This is a genomic window from Tahibacter aquaticus, assembly GCF_004363655.1.
GTDB lineage: Bacteria > Pseudomonadota > Gammaproteobacteria > Xanthomonadales > Rhodanobacteraceae > Tahibacter > Tahibacter aquaticus.
On record NZ_SNZH01000014.1, the window covers coordinates 86,605 to 101,817 of the forward strand.

Genomic DNA, 15,213 nt, shown 5'->3' on the forward strand with positions numbered 1-15,213 from the left:
CATGTGGTGCCAGCGCCTGCCGTTGCGACGCGCACAGACATGTGTTGTCGAAAATAAATTACTAATTTTATTTTTACAGGATGCTGCACGGACTCGCCTTGGCAGCGTTGCCGCCGAAGCTAGCACGGCATGCATACATTCGGCAGTACTTGGAGAGCGGGCGCCGACCCTGCGCAGAGGTCGGCCATAGCGATGTCAGACAACCGTGGAGAGGGGGGGCTCAGAGCGGTTCGGTGCTGTCATGCAGGCAACGGCGCCGGCCATCGACTGAGGCTATTGCGACGGCGCAGAGGCCGGTGAAGCCGGCGTTCGCGCGGCGTACGTGGCGCGGCGGCAGAGGGAGCGTCAAGCGCAGGGAAGGAGCCGCTGCCGTATCGATGCCTGGATACGGCAGCGGCGGTATTGCGGTGTTACTGGCCGCGCATGCGGCCGAGGAAACGCGTCTGCTGGTTGCCCATGTGCGGCAGCTTGATGCGGCCGATGGCGCTGATGCGTTCTTCCGCCATACGGTCGGCGGCCTTGTAGGTCGGAATGCCGTCGCGCGCGGCGATCTGGAAGATCTTGCCCAGGTTGTAATAGATCGTGCGCATCATGCGCATGGCGCGCTCGCGATTGTAGCCGTCGATTTCCAGCGACACGTTCATCAGGCCGCCGGCATTGACCGCGTAGTCGGGCGCGTAGAGGATGCCGCGCGCTTCCACTTCGTCGCCGATCGCATCGTTGGCCAGCTGGTTGTTGGCGGCGCCGCAGATCACCTTGCACTTCAGGCGCGGCAGCGTCTTCTCGTTCACCGTGCCGCCGAGTGCGCAGGGCGAATAGATGTCGGCCGGCACGTCGTAGATCTCGTCCAGTGCGACTGCTTCGCAGCCGAATTCGTCGACGCAGCGCTTGACCGCTTCCTGGTTGATGTCGGTGACCCACACCTTGGCGCCCTGCTCGCGCAGCAGCTTGACGAACTCCATGCCGACATGGCCTACGCCCTGCACGGCGTAGCTGTACTTGCCTACGTCTTCATTGCCGAACTTCACGTTCAGCGCGGCCATCAGGCCTTGCAGGGTGCCGAACGCGGTAAACGGCGAGGGATCGCCCGAACCGCCGTGGACCTGGTGCACGCCGGTGACGAACTCGGTTTCCTTGAGCACGTATTCCATGTCGTTGACGTCGATGCCGACGTCTTCGGCGGTGATATAGCGGCCGTTGAGCGAGTTGATGAAGCGGCCGAAGGCGCGGAACAGTGCTTCGGACTTGTCCTTGGACGGATCGCCGATGATGACTGCCTTGCCGCCGCCGAGGTTGATGCCCGACACGGCTGCCTTGTAGGTCATGCCGCGGGACAGGCGCAGCACGTCGTTCAAGGCTTCCTGCTCGGTCTTGTAGGCCCACATGCGCGTACCGCCCAGCGCAGGACCAAGAACCGTATTGTGGATCGCGATGATGGCCTTCAGGCCCGCGTCCTTGTTGTGGCAGAAAACGACCTGCTCGTGGCCTGTCTGAGCGAGGGTTTCAAAGATCATCGACGTACTACTCCGTCTGGAGACGCTCGATCTGCGCGCTCGGCGCGAATGGGCTGGCGCAAGGCAACGCGAAGATCGTGCGCTAAGTGACTGATTGGGATGACGAACAAACCAACGCCCGCAAAAGGGGGCGGGCGTTGGCGGCGCGTAGTGTAGCCCCGTACCCGTGTGGGTGGAACGCTCTAGGGGAGAACCGGCCGGATTTGCGACTGCGGCGCTTGTTGCTTTGCCGCATTTCTCCACTAAGAAGAGCCCGGGCCGTTGGCCGGTGGTATAGGGCGTCGCCGCCCCTTGAGCCAAGGGGGCTGCAAAAAGCGGTTGTCGCTGTTTTCTTTGCGGGTTGCGCAGTCCGGCAACACGGCGCTCAGGGAATGAAGATGCCCTTGCCCTTGGCGGGTTTCGGCGGCTTCGCCGGCTTGGCATCGTCGAGCGTCCGCACCGAGACGTCGTCGATCCATACCGTGCCCTTGTCGAGCAGGCTCAGGCCGATGATGACCTGCTGCACGTCGTGCGGCACTGTGGTGGTGACGGTGAATGTTTTCCACTTGTCTACAGTGCCGGTGACGTCTTCGCCGCGGATCTGCTGCAACAGGTCGCCGGTGGCGGCGGTGAAGTTGATATAGGCGTGGAAACCCTGCGGCCCCACGTCTTCGCTGCGCAGCTGGAAGCGGTATTCGATCTTGTGCCCGGCCAGCTGCGCGGCAGGGATGGACTGGTCGAGCGAGCCGAACACCTGCTCTTTCAGCCGGGTCAGGCGGAAACTGCGCTTGCCCTTGGCGAACACGTCGCCGACGGTGGTGAATTCGTACGAGTCCTCGCCCGAGTGCTGGCTGGCCCGCCAGCCGCCGACCGGGTCATGCACCGTAGCGGGCTCTTCGAAGCCGGCATTCTTCAGCCTGATCTCTTTGGCCGAAGCCGTGCCCGCCAGGGCAAGGGCGAGCAGCAGGGCGGTGCGTAGGGGCATGCAGGACTCCGGGGCAAGGCGTGGGGCGAAAGGCGGATCATAGTGCCTGGCCGGCACCACTGCCGAGCCCAGTCCGGTGGCTGCAGTGCGGATTGGTCCGGACAACCGTGCCGCTGGCGCCTGCCTGCGCCGGGCTACAATGACGGTCTGACGCCACTTTCCGAGACGGGCCTTCCGATGAGCACAGCTGCCAACCTCGTAGCGCCGCAGGATCTTTCCGCCGCCACCGGCCCGTTGCGCTTCGTCACTGCCGCCAGCCTGTTCGACGGCCACGACGCCGCCATCAACATCATGCGCCGGCTGATCCAGGCGCAGGGTGCGGAAGTCATCCATCTGGGCCACAACCGTTCGGTCGAAGACGTGGTCCGTGCTGCCCTGCAGGAAGACGCCGACGCCATTGCGCTCAGCTCCTACCAGGGCGGCCATGTGGAATATTTCAAATACATGGTCGACATGCTGAAAGAACGCGGTGCCGGCCATGTGCGTGTGTTCGGCGGCGGCGGCGGCACCATCACGCCGGAGGAAATCGCCGAGCTGCAGGCCTACGGCGTCGAACGCATCTACCACCCCAACGACGGCATGCACATGGGCCTGGTGGCGATGATCGAAGACGTGGTACGCCGCGCGGGCCAGGGCCGGCGCGAACGCGAAGCCAGCCGCGGCCCGGCCCAGGCAGCGCTGCCCGCGCTGGACGACGAGATCGGTATAGGCCGCATCCTCACCGCCATCGAAAGCGGCGACTACAGCGAGGCCGAACTGGCCGCGCTGCGCAAGCAATGGAGCGGCGTGGCCGATTCGCGCTTTGCCCTGAGCGAAGACCGCGGCGCACCGGTGATCGGCATTACCGGCACCGGCGGTGCGGGCAAGTCCTCGGTCACCGACGAACTGCTCAACCGTTTCCTGGCCAGCTTCCCCGACATGCGCATGGCCGTGATCTCGGTAGACCCGACGCGCCGGCGCACCGGCGGCGCGCTGCTCGGCGACCGCATCCGCATGAACGCATTGCGCAGCGCGCGCGTGTTCATGCGTTCCATGGCGACCCGGCGCCAGCACGTGGCGACCAACGTGGTGCTGAAAGACTGCATCGCCTTCCTGAAAAGCCTGAACTACGACCTCGTCATCGTCGAAACCGCCGGTATCGGCCAGTCCGATTCGGAAATCGTCGACCTGGTCGATTTCCCCATGTACGTGATGACCAGCGATTTCGGCGCGCCCAGCCAGCTGGAAAAGATCGACATGCTCGACTACGCCGAGCTAGTGGTGCTGAACAAGTTCGACAAGCGCGGCGCCGAAGACGCCCTGCGCGACGTGCGCAAGCAGTGGAAGCGCAACCGTGTCGCGTTCAGCATGAAAGACGAGGACGTGCCCGTCTATCCCACTATCGCCAGCCAGTTCAACGATCCCGGCATCAGCTGGATGTTCGTCAACCTTTGCCGGCTGCTGCGCGAGAAGCTCAAGCTGGGCCAGGGCAAGCCGGGCGGCTTCCAGCCGCAGATCGACACTTCGCTGAAAGAGCCGCGCGCGACCGTGCTGATTCCCGGCAACCGTGTGCGCTATCTGGCCGAAATCGCCGAGCAGGGCCGCGGCATCAACGCGCTGATCGAATCCCAGGCCGACATCGCCGATCGGGCCCAGTCGTACTGGCAGTCGCTGCAGGATCTGGGCGATGAACGCCTGCCCAAGGCGCTGGATCTGTATGCCGCGGAAGCGTTGAGCGAAGGCGACGACCGCACGCTGAAAACCCTGCGCCAGCGCTATAACGACGCGATCCAGTCGCTGTCTTCCGAAGGGCTGAAGCTGCTGCGCGGCTGGCCAGCGCGGCTCAAGAGCGTCACCGACGAATTCACCGAATACCAGGTGCGCGACAAGACCATCCGGGTGGAAAACTACCGCGAATCGCTCAGCCACCAGAAGATTCCCAAGATCGCCGCGCCGGCCTACAAGAGCTGGGGCGAGCTGCTGGTATTTCTGCAGAAAGAGAATCTTCCCGGCTACTACCCGTATACCGGCGGCGTGTATCCGTACCGCCGCACCGGCGAAGACCCCATCCGCATGTTCGCCGGAGAAGGCACGCCCGAGCGCACCAACCGGCGCTTCCACTACCTCAGCGTAGGCCTGCCCGCAGCGCGCCTGTCGACCGCATTCGACTCGGTCACGCTGTACGGCGAAGACCCGGCGGTGCGGCCGGACATCTACGGCAAGATCGGCAACTCCGGCGTCAACATCGCCACGCTGGACGACATGAAGAAGCTGTATTCCGGCTTCGACCTGTGCGCACCCAGCACCTCGGTATCGATGACCATCAACGGCCCGGCGCCGATCATCCTGGCCATGTTCATGAACACGGCGATCGACCAGCAGGTGGAAAAATACCTGCGCGCCGATGGTGCGCGCTGGGATGCCGCCCGCGCCATCATCGACGAGATGTACAAGGACAAGCCGCGGCCGAACTACGGCGGCCTGCTGCCCGAGACCAACGACGGCCTCGGCCTGGGACTGCTCGGCGTGACCGGCAACCAGGTGGTCGATGCGGAAACCTATGCGCGAATCCGCGCCCAGACCCTGGCCACCGTGCGCGGCACCGTGCAGGCCGATATTCTCAAGGAAGACCAGGCGCAGAACACCTGCATCTTCTCCACCGAATTCGCCCTGCGCATGATGGGCGACATCCAGCAGTTCTTCGTCGACAACAATGTGCGCAATTTCTATTCGGTCAGTATTTCCGGATACCACATTGCCGAAGCCGGCGCGAACCCGATCAGCCAGCTTGCCTTCACCCTGAGCAACGGCTTCACCATCGTCGAGTACTACCTTGCCCGCGGCATGAAGATCGACGACTTCGCGCCCAACCTGTCGTTCTTCTTCAGCAACGGCATGGACCCGGAATACACCGTGATCGGCCGCGTCGCGCGGCGCATCTGGGCGCGTGCCATGCGCGAGCGCTACGGCGCCGACCCGCGCAGCCAGATGATGAAGTACCACATCCAGACTTCCGGCCGCTCGCTGCACGCGCAGGAAATCCAGTTCAACGACATCCGCACCACCCTGCAGGCGCTGTACGCGCTGTTCGACAACTGCAACAGCCTGCATACCAATGCCTATGACGAGGCCATCACCACGCCGACCGAGGAAAGCGTGCGCCGCGCCGTGGCGATCCAGATGATCATCAACAAGGAACTCGGGCTGAATTTCAACGAGAACCCCTGGCAAGGCAGTTTCATCGTCGACAAGCTGACCGACATCGTCGAGGAAGCCGTCTACAAGGAATTCGAGGCGATCAGCGAACGCGGCGGCGTGCTCGGCGCCATGGACACCATGTACCAGCGCGGCAAGATCCAGGAAGAAAGCCTCTACTACGAACACAAGAAGCACGACGGCAGCCTGCCGCTGATCGGCGTGAACACCTTCCTGCCCAAGGATCACGGCGGCGACATCGTCACCGAGATCGAACTGATCCGCTCCACCGAAGGCGAGAAAGACCAGCAGATCGGCAATGTCGCCGGCTACCAGCGCAACCGCAACGACTACGCCGAAGACGGCCTGAAGCCGCTACAGGCCGCCGCGCGCGAACGGCGCAACGTATTCGCCAGCCTGATGGAAGCGGTGAAGACGCACTCGCTGGGACAGGTGAGCCATGCCTTGTACGACGTGGGTGGGGAATATCGGCGGAATATGTAGCACTCCTGATGCGCCAGAGTGCCGGATGTGGAGCGAAAATCCGGCGCTACCCATGCATGAAGCAGGTGAAGCCAGCGACAGTGTCGAATAGCCCGGCGATTCCCTATTGCAGGTATTGCCGGCCTGGGCGCGATGCCGAAGCGTCCGTGCCCTGACCGTTGGCGGCGGAGGGCGGAATGCTGCGGCGTTTCGTTGTCGATGACGATCCTTTGGTCGCATTCTTCGAATGGATGGAAACTATCGAACGGCTTTGCCCGCTATGGCCTGGGCAAGGCCTGACGACAGGAAACGATTTCCGAATGTAGCGGCCCGCACAGGTCGCTGGTTCCGCTTGACGGGTGGTTGCAACGATTGCCGCGGACTCGCGTTTATTCCTATGCCTCATTCGCTGCAGCAACACGATTGGCATGCGGCAGGCTTCATGCCGATCGTCGGCGTGCTGTCCCAGGCTCGCTGCGAAAGCATTGCGTCACTTGCGGAGGTCGACGCAACCGGGTCGCGCGAGTTGCCGGAGGGAGTACCCTCGCGCCGTCCAAGCGCGAGGCCCCCGGCTCGTTCTGCTACTGGCTTTTCTCACTTTCGGTACTTCCACATGTCCCAACAATCCCTGTTCGGCTTCGCTCCCGCCGAACCCACCGACCGGCTTTTCCTCGCGCTGTTTCCCGACCAGGCCACGGCCACGCGCATCGCTGCGCTGGCGGCCGATGTCGGCAAGCGCCACAGGCTGGACAGCCGGCCGCACCAGACCGATCGCCTGCATATCACACTGGTCCATATCGGCGACTGGGTTGGCCTGCCCGGCGACGTCGTCGAAAACACCCTGGCCGCTGCGGCGCGTGTGCGGGCGGCAGCCGTTGATGTGGCGATGGACGAAGTCGCGAGTTTCTCCAACCGGCGCAGCAAGCTGCCGGTAGTGCTCAAGTCGAGCCAGCGCAACGAAGCGCTGCATGCGCTGCGTGCCGGCATCGGCCGCGAACTGGCTGCTGTCGGCCTGGGCCGCTGCCTAACGGGCTCGTTCGAGCCGCATGTGACATTGACTTACGCAGCGCAGAATGTCGCGGCGGAAGCGGTGGAGCCGATTGCCTGGACGGCGCACGAGTTCGTATTGATTCATAGCCTGCTGGGGCAGACGCGGCATATTCCGCTGGGACGCTGGCCGCTAAGCACAGGCTGAGTGGTAGTGCAGCGAGGCTGCGAATTCCGTCACGATGCGGCACGGTTTCCGGTAGGGCGCGATGAGCATCGCGAATGGCGCCGCGCGATCTGGCCACGGCGATTGCAACCGGCGCTGCACCGGAACACACGCGCCACGAATGCTTCCCGAGTCTGTCTGCCCGATCAGTTTCGCCTGTCGCCTGTACCAGCGCTGCGGTTTCGTGCCCGCTGGTTTCGACCGCCATCTGTATGCAGCGATCCCTGCGCATGCGGCGGAGACAGCACTGTTCTGGTATCGACTGTTTGCGCCGGCGGCGTGAACGCGGCGCCGCCGGCGCCATGTCGAGGCATCGCAAGACATTCTGCGGAAAACACCGGTTGGGCAAGCCGCAGGCGAATTCCTGCCTATGCCTCGCACAGTTGTTTCGCGTCGTCATCCACGGCGAACGTGATCATCATGCCCCTGTCTTCGTGTTCCAGATTGTGACAATGCAGCATGTAGCGCTGCACACCCTCGAACGGCTGGCTGAAGTCGATGGCGATGCGCACGATCTCGCCCGGCCAGATCACTACGGTGTCGAGCAGACCCAGATCGTGCGGACTCAGGCCAGTATCGGTGACGGCGCGTGCGCGGATATCCGGCGGGCTGATGCGGCGCGACAGCAGGCGGAACTGGAAGCCGTGTACATGGATCGGATGCGGCATGCTGGCCAGCGCATTGTGGATTTCCCAGATTTCGCGGCTGCCGCGGCGCACGCGGAAAACCGGCTCGTGGCCGTTGAAATACATGTTCCACTGGTTGATCAGCCAGCGTCCTTCCGCGTCCAGCGCCAGTTTGAATTGGCGTAGCGCGCAATCCTCGGCGGCCACGGGCGGCAATGGCTGGAAACGTGCGGGAATGGCTGCGGCGCCGAAGCTGCGGCGCTGGCTGCGGTCGGCTACCAGGCGGAATTCCATCAGGTCCTGCGCTGCGCCCATGGGCACGGCGCCCGGATGGTCGGCCATCAGGTGCGGCTGCAGCGGGCCTGCGTCGTCTTCGTTTTCCATCGCCATGTAGTCGAGACTGCTCAGCAGCACGCGATCGCCGACCGCTACGGTGCTGAAGTCGACGATCACGTCGATACGTTGTGCCGGCCCCAGGAAAATATCCTGCAGCCGCCAGGGGCGCTCCAGCAATCCGCCGTCGGTGCCGATCAGCTGGAACGGCAGCAGGCCGCCGCGATGGACGAAGGCCAGCCGCCACAGGCGTGCGTTGCAGCCATTGAGTATGCGCAGGCGGTACAGGCCGGGCACGGCGTCGAGATAGGCATCGGCCGTCCAGTTGACCAGGATGCGGTTGCCGATCCAGTCGTCTGCGCCGTCTTTGTACACAATGGAATTGTTGCTGTCGATCTGCTTGTCGGCGATCAGCAGCGGCAGGTCGCGCTCGCCCCAGTTCAGGCCCAGGCGCGCGCGCAGTGCGTTTTCCTGTGCGTCCTCGACCAGCAGCAGGCCGGCCAGGCCGCGCTGTATCTGCTTGCCGGTATTGCCATGCGGATGTGCGTGATACCAGTACAGTCCGGCGCGGTTGGCGACATTGAAGGCATAGCGCCGCTGCGCGCCTGGCTGCACCGGATGCAGGCCGCTGCCGTCGTTGGCTTCGTCCACCGACAGGCCGTGCCAGTGCGCCGTGGTCGCCTCGTCCAGCGCGTTGTGCAGGTTCACCTGCAGTTTCTGCCCGTGTTGCAGGCGCAGCAGCGGGTTGGCCACGGCCTTGCCGTCGTGCAGGCCGGCGTAGTGCCATAACGCGGTGGCTGCGCCGGGGAAGATGGCGAAATCGGCGCTGCCCGCGGTCAGCGCCAGCTCGCCGCGCAGCACGACGTCGGCCATCAGGCCTGCGGCAGCGGGAATGCGCAGCGGCTGGGTAAAGCGCTCGGCGCGTCTCGCGCTTGCCGGCGCTTGGGCATTCGGCGCGGCGCTTGTGCCGGCCAGGGCTGCCGGGCGCCTGTGCCGGCCTGTCCAGAGCCAGCCGCCGGCTGCTGCCGTGGCCAATGCGCCAAGGCCCAGCAGCACGCGGCGGCGGGCAGACAGCGAAGCCGTTCCGGTTTTCATCTTTCCACCTGTACGGGTTGTGCAATACGTCCGGCTGCTGCCACCGGGCAGCAATCACGCGGCTGAAATATCGGCATGCTAGACAGCGCGCCTGTATTCGCCGGGGGGCGATACGGGCGAGAGCGGCGCATTCCAGCACAGCCAGGGCCTGCCGTGGGCGTCGGAAAACTATTTTTTTCCGGCGTGGCGGGTTCGCCCATGGATGCGTGTTTCCGCAACAGACGACGTACTCAGCGTGTTGCAACCGCGTGCCTGGCACGGGGGAGCGCCCTGCCGTCTTCGACCCGCAGCGGCCTGTCTTGGGGGGCAGATCGCTGCCTGCCGCGCGCTGTCGCCGGCAGAACCACTGTCATCCATCGAGGGAGGAATGCATGAAGACCAAGCTACGACGATTCGTGTCGCCAGGCTTCACCGGTTGCCCGCTGCTGCTGGCAGCCGCGATTGCCGCCGTGTTGCCGCTGAGTGCGGGCGCAGACAGCGTGCCGCAGCTGCCGGAAGACACGGCCCTGGTGAAAACGCTGGAAGTGCCGCTGGCTGCAATGCCCATGACTGCGCCGCTGGGGGAAATCTGCGAGCCCGGCGCGCGCTGGATACGCGTCGGTTTCAAGGCGCTGGACCTGCGCGGCTACGATGCGCTGACCCTCACCAGCTCCGGCGGCGACAGCTATACCTTCGAGGGCAAGCAATGGAACGGCCAGCAGTTCAGCTCGCGCGCCCTGCGCGGCGACTGCGTGCAGATCCAGCCTTGGTTCGGCGACCGGCATAGCCGCTTCGAACTGGACACTATCCAGTACGGCACCAAGGCGCTGGAAGAAACCACGGTGACCGTCGCCGGCGCTGGCGACATCTGCTCGGGCACGGACTGCCGCAAGACCGCCGACCTGATCCGCGCCATCAACCCGGTCGCCGTGTTTACCGCCGGCGACAACGCCTACAGCAACGGCACCCTGGCCGAGTACAACGGCAACTACAATACCTATTGGGGACCATTCAAAAACTATACTCATCCGACGCCGGGCAACCACGAATACAACACCAGCGGCGCGAGCGGCTACTTCGATTATTTCAACGGCAGCGGCATCAGCAACGGCATCGCCGGCGAACGTGGCAAGGGCTACTACAGCTGGGACGTGGGCGACTGGCACTTCATCGCGCTCAACAGCAATATTTCCATGAGCGCGGGCTCGGCCCAGGAAACCTGGCTGCGCAGCAATCTCGCGGCCAACAGCAAGCCGTGTACCGCGGCGGTCTGGCATCACCCGCTGATCAGCCGCGGCAACTACACCGGCGTGAGCGGCGTGGCGCCGCTGTGGCGCGCGCTGTACGACTACAAGGCCGACCTGATCCTGGTCGGCCATGACCACAACTACCAGCGTTATGCCAAGGCCAATCCCAGTCTGGTCGCCGCGGCCGACGGCATACGCCAGATCCTGATCGGCACCGGCGGGCGTGCTTTCTATCCGCTCAGCGGCACGCATGCGCTGCTGGAAAAGGCCAACGCGAATACCTTCGGCGTGCTCAAGCTGACCTTGAGTTCCAGCGGCTACACGGCCGATTTCGTGCCGGTGGCTGGATCGACGTTTACCGATACGGTCAGTGCCAGCTGCAACAAGGCAGTCAGCACCACGCCGGATTTCACCCTGGCGGCAACACCGGCCAGCCAATCCCTGTTGCGCGGTGGCAGCGCGACCGGCTCGCTGGCGCTGGCCAGCAGCGGCGGTTTCAGCGGCGCGGTGACCTTGAGCCTGGCCGGCCTGCCCAGCGGCGTGACGTATGCGCTGGGTACCAATCCGGTTTCGCTGGCTGCCAATGCGACCGCCAGCTCGGCGCTCAGCCTGAACGCCAGTTCCAGCGCCAGCACCGGCACCTATACCGTGACGGTGAATGCGGTGTCGGGCAGCCTTTCGCACAGTTCCACCTTTGCACTCAGCGTCAGCGCCGGCAGCGGACCGGTTACGCAGATCTACAGCAACGGCCCGCTCAGCTCGGGTGCCACGACAAAGAACGGCACGGCCGCGCCCAGCGGCACCACCTGGAGCGAACTGCAGAACGACAGCGGCAGCAGCACCGTCAGCAACGGCAGCTTCGGCTTCAGTGCGAACGGCAGTTCCTACCGGCTGGCGGACGATTTCACCGTTCCCAGCGGGCAAAGCTGGACCTTGAGCGGCATCGACGTCTACACCTACAAGACCGGCTCGTCGGCTGCCAGCTCGCCGTTCACCGCTGCAACGCTGCAGATTTACCACGGCCGGCCCGGCGACAGCGGCAGCACCCTGGTCTGCGGCAATACCACGACCAATATGCTGACCGGCTCTACTGATGCGCGTCTGTATCGGGCAGCGAATACTCTGGTGCCCAGCGCGCTCACGCCGGATACCACGCGCAGGCTCTGGCGCAACCGCCTGGCCATCCCCGGCAGCTGCAGCGGGGCAGGGGCGTTTGTCGCGGGAACGTACTGGATTGTCTGGGGGACTACCGACAGCGCCAGCGGCGCGCACTACACGCCGTCGCTGGTGATTCCCGGCGCACGCACGCGCAGCGGCGCCAATGCGCGCCAGCTGAATGTGTCCAGCGGCGCCTGGGCCACCGTCAACGACAGCGGCAAGCCGGATACGGCTGCCGACGTGGCGCAGGAGTTGCCGTTTGAGATCCACGGCTCCATCCAGTAATCCGCCTTGTGCGGCGGACCGTGCACGGTGGCCAGTCCACCGTGCACGGCCTGGCCTGCTGCGCTTGCGCAAGGTGGCGCAGCAGGCCGCGCCTTGCCAACTGGCCATTACCGCGTCGGCGGACAGCGCGCTAGACTCGGCGCCGCTGGGGGGCTGGGGGCGGCCGATGAGCGAAATTACACAATTGCTGGACCGTGCGCGGTGCGGCGACGGCGATGCATGGGAAGACGTGGTCGAGCTGCTGTATGCCGATCTCAAGCGTCTGGCCCGCGGCGCGCTGGGTTCGTCGGCGCATACACTGGGCGCTACCGGCCTGGTGCACGAATGCTACGAACGCCTGGCGCGCAGCGGCGCACTGGGCGTGCGCGACCGTTGCCATTTCCTGTCGCTGTCCTCGCGCATCATGCGCCAGATCCTGATCAACCACGCGCGCGACCGCCTGGCGGCCAAGCGCGGCGGCGGCAGCCTGCCTGCATCTGCAGCGCCCGGCGACGCGGCGCAGAATCTCGACAACGAGGCGCAGGATCTGCTGCATCTGGACCACGCCCTGCGCCAGCTCGAAGCCGTCGACCAGCGCCTGGTACATGTCGTGGAATGCCGCATTTTTGCCGGCCTGAGCGAAGAGGAAACCGCGCAGGCACTTGACCTGCCACTGCGCACCGCGCAGCGCCTGTGGCAACGCGCCCGCGACTACCTGCGCGATGCCCTGCTGGAGAGCGCATGAGCGCGGCCGATGCGCCGCCGGGCAGTGCGCTGCCGCGGCGCCTGCGCTTGCTCGACCCCGGCCATCTGCTGGCCAGCCCGCTGCTGCGCAATCTGCTGCAGGAACGTTTTGCCTTGCGCGAACTGGTGGCCGGCGAGCAGGTCGGCGTATACCGCATCGAACGCGAGGTGGGCCGCGGCGGCATGGGCCTGGTCTATCGGGCCGCGCGTGCCGATGGCGAGTACGAGCAGACCGTGGCCCTGAAATGGTTGCCCGATTCGGCCCGCGACGCCGCCAGCGCGGCGCGGTTTCGCGACGAACGGCAGATTCTGGCCAATCTGCGCCATCCCGGCATTGCACGCCTGATCGACGGCGGTCGTTGTATACAAGGTCATTTGTGGTTTGCCATGGAATATGTGGACGGCGCGCCGCTGGACGAGCATTGCGCTGCGCAGGCATTGGCACTGCCGCTGCGCGTGCAGCTGCTGCTGGCGGTGCTGGACGCGGTCGCGTTCGCGCATGCGCGCCTGCTGATCCATCGCGACATCAAGCCGCGCAATGTACTGGTGGATGCGGACGGACAGCCGCGCCTGCTCGATTTCGGCATTGCTGCGCTGCTGGGGTCGACGGCAAGACCGGCCTATTCGCCGGGCTTTGCCAGCCCCGAGCAGCTGGCTTGCGGCGAGGTCGGTATTGCTTCGGACATCTGGCAGCTGGGCCGGCTGTGCCGGCGCGTGCTCGAAGCCGGCAATACCGCTGCCGGCCGCTTGCCGGCCGATCTGCTGGCCATCGTCGACAAGGCTGCCGCGGCCGAGCCGATACAGCGCTATGCGACGGTGAACGAACTGAGCGCCGACCTGCAGCGTTTTCTTGCCCAACGGCCGGTACGCGCGCGCAAGGCAGGCCTGGCGCATCGCGCGCGGCTGTTGCTGCGCCGGCATCCCTGGTCGATAGGCCTGGGCGGCTTCGCCGGATTCGCCTTTCTCGCTACCGTCGTCGCGTTCACCGCGCAGTTGCGGCGCGAACGCGACGAAGCCCAGCGCGCCCGCGCCACCACCCAGGCGGTCAGCGATTTCATCACCCGCGACCTGCTCAGCGCGGCTGATCCCTGGGCTGGCGGGCGCAGCGACGTCCGCCTGGCTGCGGTGGTCGAGGCGGCGGTGGACAAGGTCGACGCGCGTTTTCCACAACGTGCGGAAGTATCCGGTCTGCTGCACCTGGAGCTGGGCCGCTTGCTGAGCAACCTGGGGCGGCAGAAGCAGGCGGCCCACAGCCTGGCCCAGGCTGTCGAGGAACTCGCCGGCGTACGCGGACCGCTGGATGCCGCGGTACTCGATGCGCGTTATCAAACGGCAAAAGTATCCCAGCGCGAACTCAGGCTGGCCGATGTGGAAACGCGTCTGCGCTCGCTGCGTGCCGACGCGGTGCAGGCCGGCAACCTGCTGTTGCAGCGGCATATCGATGTCGATCTGGCCTGGAACGAGGCCCAGCAGGGCGACTTCGCCACCTGCCATCGCCACTACCTGCAGTTGCAGCAGACCGACGGGGAAGGCGATGCCCAGCAACAGGTCGTCGTGTTCACCGGCCTGAGCTACTGCGAGCAGGGCCTGGGCCAGTACTCGGCAGCCGCGGTGCACGCGCAGCAGGGCTGGGCGCTGGGACGGCTGCGCCTGGGCGCGCTGCATCCGCAGACCCTGGACATGTCCTGGGTGCTGACCATGGCGCAGATCGGCCTGGGCCAGTTCGACGCGGCTGTCGCCACGGGCGAGCAGGCTTACGAAGGCACGCGCCAGGTCAAGGGCGAGCAGCATTCCGGCGTTGCTGCAGTGGCCTACCAGGTCGGCTACGCGCACCTGTGTGCAGGCCGCCCGCGCGAGGCGCTGGACTGGCTGGACCGCGCCGTCGCGATTCGTCTCGCGGTGCTGGCGGCGGACGATCCGCGCATCGCTGTCGCGCGCAGCCAGCGAGCCGTTGCATTGTTGCAGAGTGAACAAGTGGCCGCGGCCCAGGCCGACATGGCGCAGGCACGGGGCCTGCTCGCATCGCCCGCCGCCATTTCCGCCGTGGCGCGTACGGTGATAGTGCGCAACAGCGCGCTGATGCATCTGGCCTTGCAGGAGAACGACCAGGCGGCCGCCGATTTCCGCGCGGCGCTGGCGACGGCGACACGCATTTACGGCGCGGCGGATACGCGCGTCGCCGTGCTGCGGCTGGGCCTGGGTATCAGCCAATGGCGGCAGGGCGAAACCCAGGCCGGCCTGGCGGCGATAGCGCAGGCCTTGCCCGAGGTAACGCGGCTGCCGGGCTGCCAGTCCGAACTGATAGCACAGGGGCGTGCGGCACTGGCGCAGATGGCGGTGGTTGCGGCGGTGGCAGGCAAGCGGGCGCAATGAGAAGTGGCGGCTGCAACCTGGCCTGCGGTGCGGGACAAGACAGTGC

The 15,213-nt window shown here is 65.5% G+C and carries 8 protein-coding genes; 5 read left to right on the forward strand and 3 right to left on the reverse strand.

What is annotated here, in order from left to right; all coding sequences use genetic code 11:
• Positions 1-410 precede the first annotated feature (410 nt).
• The gene (locus DFR29_RS20515) at positions 411-1,514 is read right to left on the reverse strand and encodes a Glu/Leu/Phe/Val dehydrogenase dimerization domain-containing protein (protein ID WP_133820514.1); all 1,104 of its coding nucleotides are present in this window, start codon (positions 1,512-1,514) and stop codon (positions 411-413) included.
• A gap of 364 nt (positions 1,515-1,878) precedes the next feature.
• Complete coding sequence (locus tag DFR29_RS20520; RefSeq protein WP_133820515.1) at positions 1,879-2,478, reverse strand: hypothetical protein; 600 nt, start codon at positions 2,476-2,478, stop codon at positions 1,879-1,881.
• A 177-nt stretch (positions 2,479-2,655) separates the two neighbouring features.
• On the opposite strand from DFR29_RS20520, the gene DFR29_RS20525 reads away from it, so the two are divergent.
• Both DFR29_RS20525 and DFR29_RS29345 read left to right on the forward strand, forming a co-directional pair.
• Positions 2,656-6,156 carry a methylmalonyl-CoA mutase family protein gene (locus DFR29_RS20525; RefSeq protein ID WP_133820516.1) on the forward strand — a complete coding sequence of 1,167 codons (3,501 nt, stop codon included), beginning with the start codon at positions 2,656-2,658 and terminating at the stop codon, positions 6,154-6,156.
• Between the two features lie 592 nt (positions 6,157-6,748).
• Positions 6,749-7,330, forward strand: a complete 582-nt coding sequence (locus DFR29_RS29345; protein ID WP_166654234.1) for a 2'-5' RNA ligase family protein — start codon at positions 6,749-6,751, stop codon at positions 7,328-7,330.
• Positions 7,331-7,716: 386 nt separating this feature from the next.
• On the opposite strand, the gene DFR29_RS20535 is transcribed toward DFR29_RS29345, so the two are convergent.
• Positions 7,717-9,402, reverse strand: coding sequence for a multicopper oxidase family protein (locus tag DFR29_RS20535; protein WP_133820518.1), 1,686 nt, complete (start codon positions 9,400-9,402; stop codon positions 7,717-7,719).
• Positions 9,403-9,773: 371 nt separating this feature from the next.
• On the opposite strand from DFR29_RS20535, the gene DFR29_RS20540 reads away from it, so the two are divergent.
• The 3 genes from DFR29_RS20540 to DFR29_RS20550 all read left to right on the forward strand — a co-directional run bounded on the left by DFR29_RS20540 (position 9,774) and on the right by DFR29_RS20550 (position 15,167).
• Positions 9,774-12,071, forward strand: a complete 2,298-nt coding sequence (locus tag DFR29_RS20540; protein WP_166654235.1) for a metallophosphoesterase — start codon at positions 9,774-9,776, stop codon at positions 12,069-12,071.
• A 166-nt stretch (positions 12,072-12,237) separates the two neighbouring features.
• Positions 12,238-12,795, forward strand: coding sequence for an ECF-type sigma factor (locus DFR29_RS20545; protein WP_166654236.1), 558 nt, complete (start codon positions 12,238-12,240; stop codon positions 12,793-12,795).
• Positions 12,792-15,167 (forward strand): serine/threonine-protein kinase, encoded by a 2,376-nt coding sequence (locus DFR29_RS20550; protein ID WP_133820521.1) that lies wholly within the window; start codon positions 12,792-12,794, stop codon positions 15,165-15,167. Before DFR29_RS20545 ends, DFR29_RS20550 begins: the two co-directional genes overlap by 4 nt.
• Positions 15,168-15,213: the final 46 nt, after the last annotated feature.

What these genes read in the sequence shown, in the direction of transcription:
- DFR29_RS20515 (WP_133820514.1), bottom strand. Translation starts at nt 1,514, where the DNA reads ATGATCTTTGAAACCCTCGCTCAGACAGGCCACGAGCAGGTCGTTTTC.
- DFR29_RS20525 (WP_133820516.1), top strand. Translation starts at nt 2,656, where the DNA reads ATGAGCACAGCTGCCAACCTCGTAGCGCCGCAGGATCTTTCCGCCGCC.
- DFR29_RS29345 (WP_166654234.1), top strand. Translation starts at nt 6,749, where the DNA reads ATGTCCCAACAATCCCTGTTCGGCTTCGCTCCCGCCGAACCCACCGAC.
- DFR29_RS20540 (WP_166654235.1), top strand. Translation starts at nt 9,774, where the DNA reads ATGAAGACCAAGCTACGACGATTCGTGTCGCCAGGCTTCACCGGTTGC.
- DFR29_RS20550 (WP_133820521.1), top strand. Translation starts at nt 12,792, where the DNA reads ATGAGCGCGGCCGATGCGCCGCCGGGCAGTGCGCTGCCGCGGCGCCTG.
- DFR29_RS20520 (WP_133820515.1), bottom strand. Translation starts at nt 2,478, where the DNA reads ATGCCCCTACGCACCGCCCTGCTGCTCGCCCTTGCCCTGGCGGGCACG.
- DFR29_RS20535 (WP_133820518.1), bottom strand. Translation starts at nt 9,402, where the DNA reads ATGAAAACCGGAACGGCTTCGCTGTCTGCCCGCCGCCGCGTGCTGCTG.
- DFR29_RS20545 (WP_166654236.1), top strand. Translation starts at nt 12,238, where the DNA reads ATGAGCGAAATTACACAATTGCTGGACCGTGCGCGGTGCGGCGACGGC.